The sequence below is a fragment of the Stenotrophomonas lactitubi genome (genome assembly GCF_002803515.1).
Taxonomy (GTDB): domain Bacteria; phylum Pseudomonadota; class Gammaproteobacteria; order Xanthomonadales; family Xanthomonadaceae; genus Stenotrophomonas; species Stenotrophomonas lactitubi.
Map to the genome: position 1 here is coordinate 2,452,188 of NZ_PHQX01000001.1, position 17,175 is coordinate 2,469,362.

14 protein-coding genes are annotated in these 17,175 nt (G+C 65.7%); 11 read left to right on the forward strand and 3 right to left on the reverse strand.

The features are described from left to right. Positions 1–4: 4 nt before the first annotated feature. Together CR156_RS11545 and CR156_RS11550 are read right to left on the reverse strand one after the other, a co-directional pair. On the reverse strand, positions 5–982 hold the full coding sequence (locus CR156_RS11545; protein WP_100552964.1) for an FKBP-type peptidyl-prolyl cis-trans isomerase N-terminal domain-containing protein: 978 nt from the start codon (positions 980–982) through the stop codon (positions 5–7). Positions 983–1,078: 96 nt separating this feature from the next. Beyond that, a complete protein-coding gene (locus CR156_RS11550) occupies positions 1,079–1,666 on the reverse strand; it encodes a glutathione peroxidase (RefSeq protein ID WP_100552965.1) in 588 nt (195 codons plus the stop codon). 624 nt (positions 1,667–2,290) lie between these two features. Between CR156_RS11550 and CR156_RS11560 the strand changes: the two genes are divergently transcribed. From CR156_RS11560 to CR156_RS11585, 6 genes are all read left to right on the forward strand, one after another. Continuing rightward, positions 2,291–2,650, forward strand: a complete 360-nt coding sequence (locus CR156_RS11560; RefSeq protein WP_012511573.1) for a GntR family transcriptional regulator — start codon at positions 2,291–2,293, stop codon at positions 2,648–2,650. Next, complete coding sequence (locus CR156_RS11565) at positions 2,650–3,540, forward strand: ABC transporter ATP-binding protein (RefSeq protein ID WP_100552967.1); 891 nt, start codon at positions 2,650–2,652, stop codon at positions 3,538–3,540. Before CR156_RS11560 ends, CR156_RS11565 begins: the two co-directional genes overlap by 1 nt. Further along, complete coding sequence (locus CR156_RS11570) at positions 3,537–4,559, forward strand: hypothetical protein (protein WP_100552968.1); 1,023 nt, start codon at positions 3,537–3,539, stop codon at positions 4,557–4,559. The genes CR156_RS11565 and CR156_RS11570 overlap by 4 nt, the downstream gene beginning before the upstream one ends. A gap of 23 nt (positions 4,560–4,582) precedes the next feature. Next, a complete protein-coding gene (locus CR156_RS11575) occupies positions 4,583–5,467 on the forward strand; it encodes a GIN domain-containing protein (protein WP_100552969.1) in 885 nt (294 codons plus the stop codon). Between the two features lie 30 nt (positions 5,468–5,497). Then, complete coding sequence (locus CR156_RS11580; RefSeq protein ID WP_100552970.1) at positions 5,498–6,100, forward strand: DUF2884 family protein; 603 nt, start codon at positions 5,498–5,500, stop codon at positions 6,098–6,100. 106 nt (positions 6,101–6,206) lie between these two features. After that, positions 6,207–6,632: a hypothetical protein gene (locus tag CR156_RS11585; protein ID WP_100552971.1), complete on the forward strand. Its 426-nt coding sequence runs from the start codon at positions 6,207–6,209 to the stop codon at positions 6,630–6,632. Between the two features lie 82 nt (positions 6,633–6,714). Here CR156_RS11585 and CR156_RS11590 read toward each other — a convergent pair whose 3' ends face one another. Next, positions 6,715–8,154, reverse strand: a complete 1,440-nt coding sequence (locus CR156_RS11590) for a class II fumarate hydratase (RefSeq protein WP_100552972.1) — start codon at positions 8,152–8,154, stop codon at positions 6,715–6,717. Between the two features lie 295 nt (positions 8,155–8,449). Here CR156_RS11590 and purB point away from each other — a divergent pair, with 295 nt between their 5' ends. From purB to sucB, 5 genes are all read left to right on the forward strand, one after another. After that, a complete protein-coding gene (gene purB / locus CR156_RS11595) occupies positions 8,450–9,817 on the forward strand; it encodes an adenylosuccinate lyase (protein ID WP_100552973.1) in 1,368 nt (455 codons plus the stop codon). Positions 9,818–10,562: 745 nt separating this feature from the next. Further along, positions 10,563–11,960: a ribosomal protein uL16 3-hydroxylase gene (locus CR156_RS11600; RefSeq protein ID WP_100552974.1), complete on the forward strand. Its 1,398-nt coding sequence runs from the start codon at positions 10,563–10,565 to the stop codon at positions 11,958–11,960. A 3-nt stretch (positions 11,961–11,963) separates the two neighbouring features. Next, entirely contained in the window at positions 11,964–12,866 is a 903-nt protein-coding gene (locus CR156_RS11605) for a GNAT family N-acetyltransferase (RefSeq protein WP_100552975.1), read from the forward strand. 186 nt (positions 12,867–13,052) lie between these two features. After that, a complete protein-coding gene (locus tag CR156_RS11610; protein WP_100552976.1) occupies positions 13,053–15,884 on the forward strand; it encodes a 2-oxoglutarate dehydrogenase E1 component in 2,832 nt (943 codons plus the stop codon). 39 nt (positions 15,885–15,923) lie between these two features. Next, positions 15,924–17,123, forward strand: a complete 1,200-nt coding sequence (gene sucB, locus CR156_RS11615) for a dihydrolipoyllysine-residue succinyltransferase (protein ID WP_089236140.1) — start codon at positions 15,924–15,926, stop codon at positions 17,121–17,123. The last annotated feature ends 52 nt before the right edge of the window (positions 17,124–17,175 follow it).

Genomic DNA, 17,175 nt, shown 5'->3' on the forward strand with positions numbered 1-17,175 from the left:
TGGCTTACGGCAGAACGCCCAGCAGCTCGACGTCGAAGGTCAGGGTGGCGTTCGGACCGATCGGACCACCCGGGGTGCCGTTCTCGCCGTATGCCAGTTCACCCGGAATCCAGAAGCGGTACTTCGAGCCGACCGGCATCAGGGCCACGCCCTCGGTCCAGCCCTTGATGACCTGGTCCAGACCGAACTCGGCCGGACCACGGCCTGCGGAACTGTCGAACACGGTGCCGTTGAGCAGCTTGCCTTCGTAGTTCACGCGCACCTTGCTGGACGGCAACGGACGCTCGCCGCTGCCCGGACGGATCACCTGGTACTGCAGGCCCGACGGGGTGGTCACCACGCCCGGCTGGGTCTTGTTCTTGGCCAGGAATGCGTTGCCTTCCTGACGGTTGGTCTGAGCGGCCTGTGCGGCCTTGGCCTGCATCTCGGCCTGCTTGGCGCCCATGAACGCCTGGATGGTGGCAGTGGCGTCGGCTTCGGTCATCTTCGGCTGGCCCTTGCTCAGGCCAGTGTTGATCGCGTCAAACAGCGAGGCGGTATCGATATCGTCCTTCAGCTGTGCCAGCGACGGCCCCACCGAATAGGAGCCGATCATCTGCGCGACCTTGACCCGGTCGACCTTCGCCGGCTGCGAGCCCGGCGCAACGCCCGGCACCTGCTGGCCGCTGCGGGCCATCACGACCTGGCGCAGGGCGGCATCGGTGGCCTTGGCCTGTTCCTGGGTGATCTGCGGCTGCAGGCCTTCGAAGGAACGTTCAACGGCAGTGCGCAGTGCGGCCGCATCGATTTCATCGGCGATCGGCGCGAACGACTTGGCCACATCCAGACCAATGGCGTAGCCGAGCTTCTGCTTGGGGGAATTCAAGGGTGCGGTCTCCTTGGCGGCCGAGGGAGCGGCCGGTTGTTGCGACAGGGCGACACCGGAGGTGCCCATCGCCAGAATCAGAACCGACGCCGCGGCGCCGCGCATTCCCATTTTCATTCGCTGCATTCCTGGAAGTGACTGGACGCCGACGTCGGCGCGAAAACACGTATTGTCGCACGCATGCCGTCGATGTCGAGGCATCCATGCCGGCATTCAATGTGCAGCTGGTGCTGCAAGCGCCTTGTCGATGGCCGCTTTCAGCTGCGGATCATCCGGGGTGACCTTGCTGGCGAACTGGGCAATGACCCTGCCATCGCGCCCGACCAGATACTTGTGGAAATTCCAGGCGGGCGCCACGCCGGTGGCGGCGGTCAAGCGCTGATACAGCGGCGTAGCCTGCGCGCCGGTCACGTGCACCTTTTCGAACATCGGGAACTTCACACCATAAGTAAGCGTGCAGAAATCCTGGATCTGCTTTTCGTCACCGGGCTCCTGCCCCTTGAAATCGTTGGACGGGAAGCCGAGCACTGCAAATCCCTTGCCGGCGTACTGCTTCTGCAGCGCTTCCAGACCTTCGTACTGCGGGGTATAGCCGCACTTGCTTGCGGTATTGACCACCAGCAGCACCTGGCCGTGGTAACGCTGCTGCAGGTTGACCTGCTGCTTGCCCGCCAGCGGCCGATACGACAGATCCAGCAGATCGGCGGCAAACGCGCCGGCCGACGTGGCCAGGCCTGCGGCCAGCAGGGTCAACAGGGACAGGCCGCGAAGGCGGCGCGAGGAGGCAGTCGACAAGGGCATGGGAGACGTTCCGCGGTAGCCGTTCCAGGGGTCCGGCCGTGGCCGGCCGGGAATCGGCCGAACTATAGCACCGGGGTCTGCCCCCCTCTGGAGCACAGGCGCTGTTGCGCTTTGCACGGCGTGGCGGAAGTCGCCGGCAACGCGTCTCCGTCCTCAGCTGATGACATAGCATGGACATGACTGAATGGGAGGTTGGCCGAGAACAGCCCTCCGAAATTTAGTTTTTTCAATGAAAATCAAATGGTTGAATAATTATTTCGGTGCCATGACCACCCCTGCCATCAGTTGGGTAGGGGCAGGACTTGCACACAGGCGTGCCGGTGTTATAGTTGCATACAACACCAGTCACCTGAGACAGGGGGGAACCATGAACACCCGGATGCGTCGCAGCCTCACCGCCCCCGCGGTCACCGCGGTATCAACCCTGTTCGTCCTGGTCTGGCTGGCCATGCCGGCCCCACCGGCCGCTTCCTCCCCCGCCCTCTCCGAAGACAGTACGCAGGACGCAGCAGTACCCCCGGCAGGGAATGCCGCTCCCTCCCCCTCCCCCCCGCGTCGGCTGCACAGCTCCCTGTCCATGCCGTATTTCTCGTTCGCACAGCCGCTGACCCCACGGAGCTGAATATGAGCGACATCCAGTGGAGCGACGGCGCTCCCATCTACCGCCAGCTGAAGGAACGCGTGATCGCCATGATGCTTGACGGAATCCTCAAGCCGGGCGATGCCCTTCCCTCGGTGCGCCAGGTGGCCGCCGATTACCAGCTCAACCCCATCACCGTTTCGCGCGCCTACCAGGAGCTGGCCGATGAAGGCCTGGTCGAGAAGCGCCGCGGGCTGGGCATGTTCATGACCGAACAGGCGGCCACGCAGCTGCGCAGCAGCGAGCGCGAACGCTTCCTCAATGAAGAATGGCCGGCCGTTCTGGAGCGCATCCAGCGACTGGGCCTGAGTCTCGACGAATTGTTGCCCCAGGGGAAATTCTGATGAATGCCAGTCCCACTACCGCTGTACCAAGCGAAGCTGTCATTACCGCCCGTGGCCTTCGCAATGCTTACAAGAACACGCTCGCGCTCGACAACGCCAGCTTCTCCATTCCGGCAGGCCGCATCATCGGCCTGATCGGCCCCAATGGTGCCGGCAAGACCACCGCGCTGAAGGCGGTGCTCGGCCTGACCTCGGTGGAAGGCGAGCTGAGTGTGCTTGGCCGTGACCCGCGCGCGCATCGCGACGATCTGATGAACGACATCTGCTTCATCGCCGATGTCGCCGTGCTGCCGCGCTGGCTGAAGGTGCGTGAGGCGATCGGCTTCGTCGCCGGCGTGCACCCCCGCTTCGACCGTGCCCGCTGCGAGCGTTTCCTGGCCAACACCAAGCTGCAGCCGAAGCAGCGCGTGCGCGAACTGTCCAAGGGCATGATCGTGCAGCTGCACCTGGCCCTGGTGATGGCCATCGACGCCAAGGTGCTGGTGCTGGACGAACCCACGCTCGGCCTGGACATCCTGTACCGCAAGGAGTTCTACCAGCGCCTGCTGGAAGACTACTTCGACGAGCAGAAGACCATCATCGTCACCACCCACCAGGTGGAGGAGATCGAGCACATCCTCACCGACGTGATGTTCATCCGCGACGGTCGCATCGTGCTCAATGCGGAAATGGACGAGGTCGGCGAGCGCTATACCGAACTGCTGGTCGGCGCCGACCAGCTTGAAACCGCCCGCGCACTGAAGCCCATCGACGAGCGCAGCCAGGCCTTCGGCAAGACGGTCCTGTTGTTCGACGGCGTGCCACGCAGCCAGCTGGCCAGCCTGGGTGAAACCCGCAACGCCGGCCTTGCCGATCTGTTCGTCGCTGTCATGAAGGGGACCTACGCATGAATGCCGTCAACCATCCTGTCAGCCCTGCAGGCACCCTGCGCTGGCTGCTCAAGCGCGAATACTGGGAAAACCGCGGTGGTTTCCTGTACGCCCCGGTGATCGCCGGTATCGTCTCGCTGCTGATGAGCGGCATCGGCATCGGCCTGGGCCTGTTCGCCCTGCATCGTGCCGCACGCGATGGCGGCCTGCACATCGACGGCGAGAACGTGAACATCAACGGTCTGGATCTGGCCGTGCTGACCCGCGACATCAGCACCAAGGACATGGCCGACCTGGGCAACGGCCTCGACCTGGCGATGGTACTGACCTCGTCCTGGCCGCTGATCGTGCTCGCATTCGTGGTGTTCTTCTACTGCCTGGGCGCGCTGTATGACGACCGCCGCGACCGCAGCATCCTGTTCTGGAAATCGCTGCCGCTGTCGGACACCCAGACCGTGCTGTCCAAGGTGTTCAGTGCACTGATCGTCGCACCGCTCATCGCCATCATCGCGTCCAGCCTGACCCTGCTCGTGTTCATGCTGGTTCTGTGCCTGGTAGTGGTCTCGCACGGCGGCGACGCGATGCAGCTGATCGTCGGCCCGGCCAACCCGATGAGCCTGGTGCTGGGCATGTTCGTGTCCATCCCGGTGTACGCCCTGTGGGCGCTGCCTACCGCCGGCTGGCTGCTGCTGTGCTCGGCCTGGGCCAAGAGCAAGCCGTTCCTGTGGGCGGTCATGCTGCCGTTGTTCGCCGGCATCATCGTCAGCACCACCAAGCTGATGCACCTGTTCGACCTGACCACCGGCTGGTTCTGGCAGCACATCGTCGGCCGCCTGCTGTTGGGTGCGATGCCGGGGATGGACCTGCTGTACCGCGCCGGCGGCGAATCCAGGCAGGATCTGAACTCGATCGTTGCCCTGATGTCGCCCGCCGCGCAGCTGAAGTCGCTGGCAATGCCCGGCCTGTGGATCGGCGCGGCCTTCGGCGTGGTCTTCATCTTCATCGCCATCCGCCTGCGCAAGCGCGCTGGCGAAATCTGATCTTCAACCTGGAGGCACCACCCATGCGTTCCTTGATTGCCTGTAGTGCGCTGTTGCTGTTGCCCTTGTCGGCGCTGGCCGCCGATGCACCGAACTGCAAGTTCTCCGCGCCACGCGCGCTGAAGATCGACACGGCCGGCGCCAAGGCGGTGGTGTTCGAGATCAACCAGCATGACCTGAAGGTGGTCGCCAGCGCTGGCGGCGGCCAGCTCGAGGGCCGCGCCTGCGCGTCCAACAAGGACTGGCTGGACCAACTGGTGCTGGACCAGCGGCGCGTGGGCGACAAGCTGGTGGTAAGCCTGCGCCGCGACAGCCGCGGCTCGCTGTCGATGGGCAACAGCTATGCCTGGCTGGACATCCGTGGCAGCGTGCCGGACAACCTGCCGCTGCAGTTCAAGATCGGTTCCGGCGATGGCAGCATCGAGAACGCGCAGTCGCTGAGCATGGACGTGGGCTCCGGTGATGGCATCGCCCGCGGCACCCGTGGCAGCGTGCATGCCGCCGTGGGCTCGGGCGACCTGGACGTTGATGGCGCCGCATCGTTCAACCTGCTCTCGCTGGGTTCTGGCGACGTCAACGCCCGCAACATCGGCGGCGATGCCAGCATCGGCACCGTCGGCTCCGGTGACCTGAAGGTGACCGACGTGCGTGGCAACGCGCGGCTGGACACCGTCGGCTCCGGCGACATCGGCTTCAAGCAGGTGCAGGGCAACGTCGAGATCGGCGTGGTCGGCTCCGGCAATGTCGAGATCGAGCAGGTCGGCGGCAATGTCCGTGTACGCAGCCACGGCTCGGGTGATATCGATGTCGATGGCGTGCGCGGCAATCTCACCGTCGAGCACAGCGGCAGCGGCGACGTCCAGCATCGCAGTGTGGCCGGCACCGTCACCCTGCCGCGCGGCAAGTAACGCCCAACCATCCGATTCGAGGGGAATGCCATGAACCTGCTGCGCCTGCTGCCTGCTGCCCTGCTGTGCCTGCCGCTGATCGCCTGTGGCGGCACCTCCAGCCCCGACAAGACCGCCGGCAAGGCGGTGGCCGAGACCGCCGGTGGCGTCGGCCAGACCGTCAAGGAAGCGATGGACGATGCCCGCAAGGAAATCGCCGAGGGCAACATCAAGATCTCCGCCGACAACCAGCCGCGCGCGGAAATCACCCCGCAGGGACAGCTGCTGATCGGCGGCAAGCAGGTAACGCTGGACGATGGCCAGCGCCGCCAGCTGCTCGATTACCGCGGCCACGTGGTGGCAGTGGCGATGGATGGCATGAATATCGGTCTGGCCGGCGCCAAGCTCGGCGCCAACGCTGCCGGTGAAGCACTGAAGGGCATCTTCAGCGGCGACAGCGAAGGCATCGAGAAGCGGATCAACGCCGAGGCCGCCAAGATCGAGGCGCAGGCCAAGCGCATCTGCGACCGCATGCCGGCCATGCTGGTCAGCCAGCAGGCCCTGGCGGCCTCGCTGCCGGCGTTCAAGCCCTACGCCACGATGGACCAGAGCGATGTGGACGACTGCGGCAAGGACACCGTCGTCAACCGCTGACCCTGTGACAGATCAGCGCACCCGGCCGGCAGCGCGCAGGCGTTGCCGGCCGCTGCGCCCCGGCGGGATTACAATGGCGGCCCCGGATGCACCTCATTGAACCGCCATGAAAAAGCTGTTTCTGCTGCTGGCCGCCCTGCTCTGCCTGGGCCTGGTCGGCTGTGACCAGGATTACCGCAACCACCGCGCCGAGCGCGGCAAACCGAAGATCTCGGTCAGCGAAAGCATCGTGACCGTGCGTCGCCAGCCGGCGCCGAACATCATCATCCTGCCCGACGGGCAGATGAAGATCGACGAGATCCTGATCCCGCTCAACGCCGAGCAGAAGCAGATGCTGCAGACGATGTTCGGCACGCTGCAGGTGCTGCGCCAGAACACGCTGGTGGCCGCACCGGCCGACCCCAACATGCAGCCGGTGAAGATCGTGCCACCGGAAGGCATGCAGGTGATTCCGCCGGACCTGGTGCAGACCATTCCCGAGTTCAAGGATTACACCGAGACCTTCGGCAACATCGTCGCCGACCGTCGTTGAAACGAGAACGCCGCCCTCCCGGGCGGCGTTTCCGTTTGTAGAGCCGAGCATAGGCTCGGCTCTACAGAGTGCAGATTCCAGATCAGCCGCCGGCACCACCGCCACCGGCCTGGATGCCACCGGCGGTCAACGCGGCCGGATCCAGCAGCCGGCGCAGCTCCGATTCGGCCAGGCCACTGTCTTCCAGCGCCACGTCCAGCACCGGGCGCTGTTCCTTGTAGGCACGCTTGGCGATCGCTGCGGCTTTCTCGTAGCCGATGATCGGGTTCAGCGCGGTCACCAGGATCGGATTGCGTGCCAGCGCTTCGGCCACACGGTCTTCGCGCACCTTCAGCCCGGCAATGGCGCTGTCGGCCAGCAGGGTCGACACATTGGCCAACAGGCCGATGCCATCAAGCAGGTTCACCGCGATCAAGGGCAGCGTCACATTGAGCTGGAAGTTGCCGGTCTGGCCGGCCACAGTGATCGCCGTGTGGTGGCCGATCACCTGTGCGCAGGCCATCACCGTCGCCTCCGGAATCACCGGATTGACCTTGCCCGGCATGATCGAGGACCCCGGCTGCAGCGCCGGCAGTTCGATCTCACCCAGGCCCGCCAGCGGACCGGCATTCATCCAGCGCAGGTCGTTGGCGATCTTGATCAGGGCCACCGCCAGCGCATTGAGCTGGCCCGACAGTTCCACCGCATCATCCTGCGCGGCCAGGCCTTCGAACTTGTTCTCGGCGCTGTCGAACTTGAAGCCGGTCTGCTGCTTCAGTGCCTTGGCCACCTGCACGCCAAAGTGCGGGTCGGCATTGATGCCGGTGCCGATGGCGGTACCGCCCAGCGGCAGGCGGCGCACGCGCTTGAGGCTGTCCTCGATGCGCTCCTGTGCCGAGGCCAGCTGCGCCGACCACGCACCGAATTCCTGTTCGAAGGTCAGCGGCATCGCGTCCATCAGGTGGGTGCGGCCGGTCTTGACCACCTTGCGCAGGCTGCGGCCCTTCTTGTCCAGCGTCCTGCGCAGGTGCACCAGCGCCGGCAGCAGCTGCTCATGGGTGGCCAGCACGGCCGACACGCGCAGCGCCGTCGGAATCACGTCGTTGGAGCTCTGCCCCTGGTTGACGTGATCGTTCGGGTGCACGGTGGTCTTGCCTGCCTTGCCGGCGCGGTTGGCCAGCGTGGCGATGACCTCGTTGGCATTCATGTTCGAGGAAGTGCCCGAGCCGGTCTGGTAAACATCGATCGGGAACTGCGCGTCCCACGTGCCGTCAGCCACTTCGGCGGCGGCAGACTGGATGGCTTTGGCTACGGTCTTGGGCAAGTGGCCCAGCTCGGCGTTGACGCCGGCGGCGGCTCCCTTGACCAGACCCAGTGCACGGATGAAGCCGCGCGGCATGCGCTGGCCCGACACCGGGAAATTCTGTACAGCGCGCTGGGTCTGCGCGCCCCACAGGGCGTCGGCAGGCACCTGCAGCTCGCCCATGCTGTCGTGCTCGATCCGGAAACCCTTGGGGGCGCTCTTGCTTGCAGCTTTGCTCATTGCATCAACTCCGCACTACTTCGGTTGGGGAAAGGGAAGCGGCGGCTGGCAGGGTGTCGCTTCCCGGGCTGGCGGCTGCGACAACGATACTCCCTTGTCCGCAGCGTGGGATGGCGAGGACGGGCCAGATCGTTTCATCCGAAGGGCCGATTGTGTTGTAGAGCCGAGCCCACGCTCGGCTGCATCTGCGGTCTGGCGCCTGAGGAGCAGCCGAGCGTAGGCTCGGCTCTGCAGGGCGCTCCCGCCCGGCACGTCGTAGAATATGGCCCCCGCCGCTCGTCCCAGCCCTGCCGACATGTCCGAATCCGCCCTGCTCGCCCTGTCCCCGCTCGATGGCCGCTATGCCGGCAAGGTCGACGCCCTGCGCCCGATCTTCTCCGAGTACGGCCTGATCAAGGCCCGTGTCACGGTCGAAGTGGAGTGGCTGCTGGCCCTGGCCGCCGAGCCGGGCATCGTCGAGCTGGCCGCATTCTCCGATGCTGCCATCGCCCGCCTGCGTGCACTGGCCAGCGGCTTCAGCCCGGCCCAGGCCGCGCGCGTGAAGGAAATCGAGCGCACCACCAACCATGACGTCAAGGCGGTGGAGTACTTCATCAAGGAACAGCTGAAGGACGATGCCGAGCTGGCCCCGGCGCTGGAATTCGTGCATTTCGCCTGCACCAGCGAAGACATCAACAACCTCAGCTACGGCCTGATGCTGGAACAGGCCCGTCGCGACGTGCTGCTGCCGACCCTGGACGGCATCGCCGATGCACTGCGCACGCTGGCCCACGCCCAGGCGGGCCAGCCGATGCTGTCGCGCACCCACGGCCAGACCGCCTCGCCGACCACCCTGGGCAAGGAGCTGGCCAACGTGGTCGCCCGCCTGGAGCGCCAGCGCCGGCAGATTGCCGCAGTCGAACTGACCGGCAAGATCAACGGCGCGGTCGGCAACTACAACGCACACGTCGCCAGCTACCCGGACGTGGACTGGCCGGCTTTCGCCGAGCGCTTCGTCACCGGCCTGGGCCTGGTGTTCAACCCGTACACCACGCAGATCGAGCCGCACGACAACATCGCCGAAATCGGTGATGCCGCCCGTCGCGCCAACATCATCCTGATCGACCTGGCCCGCGACATCTGGGGCTACGTCTCGCTGGGCTACTTCAAGCAGCGCCTGAAGGAAGGCGAAGTCGGTTCGTCGACGATGCCGCACAAGGTCAACCCGATCGATTTCGAGAACGCCGAAGGCAACTTCGGCATCGCCAACGCGCTGTTCGAGCATTTCAGCGCGAAGCTGCCGATCAGCCGCTGGCAGCGCGACCTGACCGATTCCACCGTGCTGCGCGCGCTGGGCACCGCATTCGGCCACAGCCAGGTGGCGCTGGATTCGCTGGCCAAGGGCCTGGGCAAGCTGGAAGTGAACCCGCAGCGCCTCGACGCCGATCTGGATGCGGCCTGGGAAGTGCTGGCCGAGGCCGTGCAGACGGTGATGCGCCGCCATGGCCTGCCGAATCCGTACGAGCAGCTGAAGGCGCTGACCCGTGGCCAGGGCATCACGGCCGAGTCGATGCGCACGTTCGTGCAGGGACTGGAGCTGCCGGCCGAGGCCAAGCAGCGTCTGCTGGAGATGACCCCGGGCAGCTATACCGGCCTGGCCGAGTCGCTGGCGAAAAAGATTTAAGGGTTTTCCTTGCGGCGGCGGCCGCGTGCGCTGCCTGCGGCAGGCTTGTACTGCCAAGGCAACGGCAACAGCAACTGCAACGTCAAAAGCGGCTCTGGGTTTTTGCCGTGTTTGGCGGGGCGGGTTGGGTTCGCGGGGGACGCCGTAAACCCGTCCCTGGGGGCTTGGCCGCGGCATCCATGCCGCGGACACCCCCGCGAACCCAACCCGCCCCACCTTTGACAGATTCCCGGTGACGGATCGAAGAGCATTGGGTTGTCGGGACGGAATTTGAAAGAGGGACGCGGCTTCGCCGCGTCCCTCTTTGGTTTTGGGGTCTTTGTAGAGCCGAGCCCATGCTCGGCTGCTTGTTCCAACAGCAGGCCGAGCGTGGGCTCGGCTCTACAGATGCACGAGCAAGCGCAGCGCGCGACCCGCTCTTGCCTTTGATTTTCTTCTTTCCATTCCGTGGCGGGCCCCGTAGGAAACTGTCAGGGGCCTGGCGGGTGGGCTGCGCGGGGGTGTCCGCCGCATGGATGCGGCGGCCAAGCTTACAAGGACGTACTTGCAGCGCCCCCCGCGCAGCCCACCCGCCCGGCCAAGCGCGGCTTTTGCTTTGAACCCGACCGCCACGAGGGGCTCAGCCGTTGGCCGGAACCCCGCGACAAACCACCACACGTGCGCAATCCCAACGAACGTCGGACAATGGAGGCCTTGGTGGCCCGCCACGCCGCCCCTCCCGCTTTCCGCTGCAAGGAACTCCCCCATGGCCGCCCGCAAGTCCACCTCCCCCCTTATCGAAGTCCACGCCCGTCGTGGCCAGCCGCTGGGCATGTCCCCGGCCGTGTTCCTGCGCGACTTCTGGCAGAAACGCCCGCTGTTGATCCGCAACGCGTTCACCGACTTCCAGACCCCCGTACAGCCGGAAGACCTGGCGGGCCTGGCCTGCGAAGAGGGCGTGCTGGCCCGCCTGATCGAGCACGACAAGGCCCAGGACAGCTGGCGCGTGCGCAGCGGCCCGTTCCAGGAAGACATCTTCCCGGCCCTGCCCGACCACGACTGGACCCTGCTGGTGCAGGACGTGGACAAGTGGGACAAGGACGTGCGCGCCCTGATCGAACACTTCAGCTTCCTGCCGCGCTGGCGCATGGACGATGTGATGATCAGCTTCGCCGCCACCGGTGGCTCGGTCGGCGCCCATGTCGACCAGTACGACGTGTTCCTGCTGCAGGCCCATGGCCACCGCCGCTGGCAGATCGATGCCAGCGAATCGATCAAGGGCAAGCGCCCGCCGCTGGGCTTCCGCCCCGACGTGGAACTGAAGCTGCTGCAGGTGTTCAAGCCGACCCACGACTGGGTGCTGGCGCCGGGCGACATGCTGTACCTGCCGCCGAACGTGCCGCATCACGGCGTCGCCGAAGACCCCTGCCTGACGTTCTCGTTCGGCATGCGCGCGCCGTCCTCGGCCGAGCTGATCAGTGATTATCTGGACACGTTGATCGCCGATGCCGACGAAAACATCCGCTACCAGGATGCCGACCTGAAGGCACCGGCCGACCCGAACGAAATCGACACCGTGGCAATGGCGCGGGTAATCACCGCGCTCAACGCCATCCGCATGAACGACCCCGACAAGCTGGGTGACTGGTTCGGCCGCTTCATCACCACCTACCGCGCCGCCGGCGAGGTAATGGCCCACCAGGCCGCACCGCCGCAGGAAGAAGTGCTCGAGGCCCTGCAGTCGGGCCTGCTGCTGCAGCGTCACCCGTGGGCGCGACTGGCCTGGCGCCGGGCCAAGCGTGGCGCCAGCCTGTATGTCAGCGGCCAGGATTTCGCCCTGCCGATCAAGGACGCACAACGCCTGGCAGGTGCCGAGCAGCTCGATGCTGCCGCCTACCGCGGCCTGTCCGACAAGGGCCGCGCAGTACTCCAGCAGCTGCTGGTCGGCGGCGTGTTCCAGCTGATCGATCCGAACGAGGTGTATGCCGACGAGGAGGAAGCGGTGCTGGGTGAGGTGATCGAGGGCCGCGAGCAGGTCGAGGTCATCGACGCTGACGCCATGTCCGATGACGTCCATCTGGTGACCGTGCACGACGACGGCATTGAAGTGATCGTCAACTTCGACGACCACAACGAAGACGACAGCGACCCCAGCCGCGGCTGAGCCATGACTGCCCTCCGGGTCCAGCAGGTACGCCATGCCGAGGCCCACGTCGCCATCCACGACGTGCGCCAGCGGGTGTTCGTGCAGGAACAGGGCATCGATGCCGCCCTGGAGCGCGATGCCCTGGACCCGGTCTGCGCCCACGTGCTGGCGCTGGATGCCCACGGGCAACCGGTCGGCACCGGGCGGCTGGCGCCGGATGGTCGTATCGGCCGCATGGCGGTGCTGGCTGCGTATCGCGGTCTCGGCGTCGGCGAGGCCCTGCTTGAGGCGTTGGTACAGGCCGGGCACCAGCTCGGCCTGGCCGAGCTGCACCTGCATGCACAGCTGCCGGCGCGCGACTTCTACGCCCGCCTGGGCTTCCTGCCGGAAGGCCCGGAATTCGAAGAAGCCGGCATCGGCCACCAGCAGATGCGCCGCCGGCTGCAAGCCGTTTCCGCCATCGACAGCCGCGCTGAAGCGGTGGCGATCACCACGGCCATCATCCACCGCGCACGCCGCCGGCTGTGGCTGCACAGCCGGCAGCTGGACCCCGGCCTGCTGGATGCGCCACCGTTGCAGGCGGCCCTGCGCCGCTTCGTCACTGCCCGCCACGACAAGCAGCTGCGGGTGATCGTGCATGACGCCGCCGCCATCGCCAGCGCCGGTGCGCCGCTGCTGGCGCTGTTCCAGCGCCTTCCCAGTGTGATCCAGTTCCGTGAGGTGGCCGATCCGATCGATCGCGCCCTGGCCTCGGCCTGTCTGCTCAACGATGCAGGCGACTTCTACTTTCGTCTCATCGGTCATCGCCTCGACGGCGAATCCGCAATCGCGCTGCCGGCACGTTCGCAGCCGTTCGAGCAGCAATTGCAGCGTGTCTGGGACCGTTCGCGCGAATGCAGCGAATTGCGCGCACTCGGCATCTGACCGCGACCGGTGCGCTCAACCTGTCTGGGACCGACACCGGGGGACGCCCGATGCCCTCGTCGCTGCCCCTTCGTGTCCGGATGGGGGTACAATTTGGCCGTTTGAACGCGCCCGTGCATGGCTATTCATCTTCGTGCCGGGTCCTTCTGAAGCCATACCCCACAAAGCGAATCAGCACCCTCCATCGTGGACAATCAACTGAAGCAGTTTGCGCAATCTTCGCAACTCGCCGGCGGCAACGCCTCCTATGTCGAGGACCTGTACGAGCAGTACCTGGTCTCCCCGGATAGTGTCGATCCCAAATGGAAAACCTACTTCGACGGCTTCAAGGGCCGCGAAGCAGGCGACATTCCGCACTCGGCCGTCATTTCCCACATCGCGGACGCGGCCAAGGATGCGCTGAAAGCAGGCACCGGCACCGGTGCAGGCGATGAGCGCGAGCGCAATGTCGGTCGCCTGATCACCGCCTACCGTTCGCGTGGTCATCTGGACGCCCGCCTGGACCCGCTGGGCCTGGCCGCTCCGGTCAACACCCCGGACCTGGGCCTGCCCTTCCACAACCTGTCCGATGCTGACCTCAACAGCGAGTTCAGCACCGGCGGCGTGGGCGGTCAGCCGCGCATGAAGCTGCGTGACCTGCTGGCGCGCCTGAAGGCGACCTACACCGGTTCGATCGGTGCGGAGTTCATGCACATCTCCGAGGTCGAGCAGCGCCAGTGGATCTACAAGAAGCTGGAACTGGCCGGTGGCAACTACCAGCTGGACGCTGACACCCAGCGCCGTACGCTGGAGCGCCTGACCGCCGCCGAAGGCCTCGAGCGCTACCTGCACACCAAGTACGTCGGCCAGAAGCGCTTCTCGCTGGAAGGCGGCGACTCGCTGATCCCGATGATGGACACCATCATCCGCAGCGCCGGCAAGGATGGCGTCAAGGACGTGGTGGTGGGCATGGCCCACCGTGGCCGCCTGAACGTGCTGGTCAACACCCTCGGCAAGAACCCGCGCAAGCTGTTCGACGAATTCGAAGGCAAGTTCGAGCACGACGAGCACGCCTCGGCCGGCGACGTGAAGTACCACATGGGCTTCTCCGCCGACGTCGCCACTGAAGGTGGCCCGGTCCACCTGGCGCTGGCGTTCAATCCGTCGCACCTGGAAATCGCCGACCCGGTAGTTGCCGGTTCCGTGCGTTCGCGCCAGGAACGCCGCAAGGACACCGCGCGCAAGCAGGTGATGCCGATCCTGATCCACGGCGACGCGGCCTTCTCCGGCCAGGGCGTGGTCATGGAGCTGTTCCAGATGTCGCAGGCCCGCGGCTTCGCCGTCGGCGGCACCGTGCACATCGTGGTCAACAACCAGGTTGGCTTCACCACCTCCAATCCACTGGATACGCGCTCCACGCGCTATGCCACCGACGTGGCGAAGATGATCGCCGCACCGGTGCTGCACGTGAACGGCGATGATCCGGAGGCGGTGGTATTCGCCGCGCAGCTGGCCTTCGAGTTCCGCCAGAAGTTCGCCAAGGACGTGGTCATCGACCTGATGTGCTACCGCCGTTGGGGCCACAACGAGGCCGACGAGCCGGCGATCACCCAGCCGCTGATGTACCAGGTGATCCGCAAGCACGCCACCACCCGCGAGATGTACGCCGAGCAGCTGGAAAAGGCGGGCGTGATCGCCGCCGGTGCCGGCAAGGCGATGGTCGATGCGTACCGTGAGAAGCTCGATGCCGGTGAAGTGACCACCGAGCTGGCCAAGGTCGAAAAGACCCCGCCGACCAGCCCGCTGTTCGTTGATTGGCCCAAGCTGCTGGAAGGCAAGCTGTCCGACCCGGTGTCGACGAAGGTCGACAAGGACAAGCTGGTCGCGCTGGCCAAGCTGATCAACACCGTGCCCGAAGAAGTGCAGCTGCACTCGCGCGTGTCCAAGGTGTACGACGACCGTCGCAGGATGGCCGCTGGCGAGATCCCGGGCGACTGGGGCTTTGCCGAGAACCTGGCCTACGCCACCCTGCTGGACGAAGGCAGTGCCCTGCGCCTGGTCGGCCAGGACGTCGGCCGCGGTACGTTCACCCACCGCCACGCGATCCTGCACGACCAGAAGACCGACAACTACTACCTGCCGCTGCGGCAGCTGGTGGATTCGCCGGAGAAGGCCACCATCATCGATTCGCTGCTCAGCGAAGAAGCCGTGATGGCCTATGAGTACGGTTTCTCGACCACCGATCCGAACACCCTGTGCATCTGGGAAGGCCAGTTCGGCGACTTCGCCAACGGCGCCCAGGTGGTGATCGATCAGTTCATCGCCGCCGGCGAAGCAAAGTGGGGCCGTATTTCCGGCCTGACCCTGCTGCTGCCGCACGGTTATGAAGGTCAGGGTCCGGAACACAGCTCGGCGCGCCTGGAGCGCTTCCTGCAGCTGTGCGCGCTGGAGAACATGCTGGTGGTGGTGCCGTCGACCCCGGCGCAGGCCTTCCACATGCTGCGTCGCCAGCAGCACCTGACCACCCGCAAGCCGCTGGTGGTGATGTCGCCCAAGTCGCTGCTGCGCCACAAGCTGGCCGTGTCGACCCTGGACGAGCTGGCCAATGGCGAGTTCCAGCACCTGATCGGCGACGCCAATGCAGATGCCAAGAAGGTCAAGCGCGTGGTGCTGTGCTCGGGCAAGGTCTACTACGACCTGCTGGAAGACCAGACCAAGCGTGGCCAGGACGACGTGGCGATCATCCGCGTGGAGCAGCTGTATCCGTTCCCGCGTGCGCTGCTGGCTGCCGAACTGAAGAAGTACGGCAAGGCCACCGACGTGGTGTGGACGCAGGAAGAACCGCAGAACCAGGGGGCGTGGTACCAGATCCGCCACCACCTGCAGTTCTGCCTGGCCGATGGCCAGAGCCTGCACTACGCCGGTCGCGCACGTTCGGCTTCGCCGGCTGCCGGTCACATGGCTGACCACGTCCGCGAACAGCAGCAGCTGGTCGCCGATGCACTGGTCAACCCGTTCAACGACTCGTTCGCTGAATAACTCTCCCCCTATTTAGAAGACAAACCAGGAAGCTCCCGCATGGCCACCGAAGTCAAAGCCCCGGTACTGCCCGAATCCGTCGCCGACGGCACCATCGCCACCTGGCACAAGAAGGTGGGCGACGCCGTCAAGCGCGACGAAAACCTGCTTGACCTGGAAACCGACAAGGTCGTCCTGGAAGTGCCGTCGCCGGTCGATGGCGTGATCAAGGAAATCAAGTTCGCCGAAGGCGCGACCGTGACCTCCAGCCAGGTCGTGGCGATCATCGAAGAAGGCGCCGTGGCCGCTGCCCCGGCTCCGGCTGCCGAAGAGAAGAAGGCCGAGGCCGCTCCGGCCGCTGCTGCTCCGGCCGCCGCCGCTGCTCCGGCCCCGGCTGCCAAGTCGGCTGCCGATGCACTGCCGCCGGGCGCCCGCTTCAGCGCCATCACCGAAGGCGTGAATCCGGCCGACGTCGATGGCACCGGCCGTCGTGGCGCCGTCACCAAGGAAGACATCGTCAACTTCGCCCGCAACGGCGGCGCCGGCAAGGCCGGTGGCGCACGTCCAGAAGAACGCGTGCCGATGACCCGCATCCGCAAGCGCATCGCCGAGCGCCTGATGGAGTCGAAGAACTCCACCGCCATGCTGACCACCTTCAACGAAGTCGACCTGTCCAAGGTCTCGGCGGCGCGCAAGGAACTGCAGGACGAATTCGTCAAGGCTCACGGCATCAAGCTCGGCTTCATGAGCTTCTTCGTGAAGGCTGCCGCCAACGCGCTGCAGCGCTTCCCGCTGGTCAATGCCTCGATCGACGGCGAAGACATCATCTACCACGGCTACTCGGACATCTCGATCGCCGTGTCGACCGAGAAGGGCCTGGTCACGCCGGTGCTGCGCAACGTCGAGCGCATGTCGTTCGCCGACATCGAAAAGACCATCGCCGACTACGCCAAGAAGGCCCGTGACGGCAAGCTGAGCCTGGAAGAACTGCAGGGCGGCACCTTCACCGTGACCAACGGCGGCACCTTCGGTTCGCTGCTGTCGACCCCGATCATCAACCCGCCGCAGAGCGCCATCCTCGGCATGCATGCCATCAAGGAGCGCCCGATCGCCCAGAACGGCCAGGTCGTGATCGCGCCGATGATGTACCTGGCGCTGTCCTACGATCACCGCATCATCGACGGCAAGGACTCGGTGCAGTTCCTGGTGGACATCAAGAACCAGCTGGAAAACCCGGGCCGCATGCTGTTCGGCCTGTAAGAGACCTCCCGCCCCTCCGCGCCTGCGCGGAGGGGTTCTGGTAATGCAACAA

What these genes read in the sequence shown, in the direction of transcription:
- CR156_RS11590 (WP_100552972.1), bottom strand. Translation starts at nt 8,154, where the DNA reads ATGAGCAAAGCTGCAAGCAAGAGCGCCCCCAAGGGTTTCCGGATCGAG.
- CR156_RS11560 (WP_012511573.1), top strand. Translation starts at nt 2,291, where the DNA reads ATGAGCGACATCCAGTGGAGCGACGGCGCTCCCATCTACCGCCAGCTG.
- CR156_RS11600 (WP_100552974.1), top strand. Translation starts at nt 10,563, where the DNA reads ATGGCCGCCCGCAAGTCCACCTCCCCCCTTATCGAAGTCCACGCCCGT.
- CR156_RS11575 (WP_100552969.1), top strand. Translation starts at nt 4,583, where the DNA reads ATGCGTTCCTTGATTGCCTGTAGTGCGCTGTTGCTGTTGCCCTTGTCG.
- sucB (WP_089236140.1), top strand. Translation starts at nt 15,924, where the DNA reads ATGGCCACCGAAGTCAAAGCCCCGGTACTGCCCGAATCCGTCGCCGAC.
- purB (WP_100552973.1), top strand. Translation starts at nt 8,450, where the DNA reads ATGTCCGAATCCGCCCTGCTCGCCCTGTCCCCGCTCGATGGCCGCTAT.
- CR156_RS11550 (WP_100552965.1), bottom strand. Translation starts at nt 1,666, where the DNA reads ATGCCCTTGTCGACTGCCTCCTCGCGCCGCCTTCGCGGCCTGTCCCTG.
- CR156_RS11545 (WP_100552964.1), bottom strand. Translation starts at nt 982, where the DNA reads ATGAAAATGGGAATGCGCGGCGCCGCGGCGTCGGTTCTGATTCTGGCG.
- CR156_RS11605 (WP_100552975.1), top strand. Translation starts at nt 11,964, where the DNA reads ATGACTGCCCTCCGGGTCCAGCAGGTACGCCATGCCGAGGCCCACGTC.
- CR156_RS11585 (WP_100552971.1), top strand. Translation starts at nt 6,207, where the DNA reads ATGAAAAAGCTGTTTCTGCTGCTGGCCGCCCTGCTCTGCCTGGGCCTG.
- CR156_RS11565 (WP_100552967.1), top strand. Translation starts at nt 2,650, where the DNA reads ATGAATGCCAGTCCCACTACCGCTGTACCAAGCGAAGCTGTCATTACC.
- CR156_RS11570 (WP_100552968.1), top strand. Translation starts at nt 3,537, where the DNA reads ATGAATGCCGTCAACCATCCTGTCAGCCCTGCAGGCACCCTGCGCTGG.
- CR156_RS11580 (WP_100552970.1), top strand. Translation starts at nt 5,498, where the DNA reads ATGAACCTGCTGCGCCTGCTGCCTGCTGCCCTGCTGTGCCTGCCGCTG.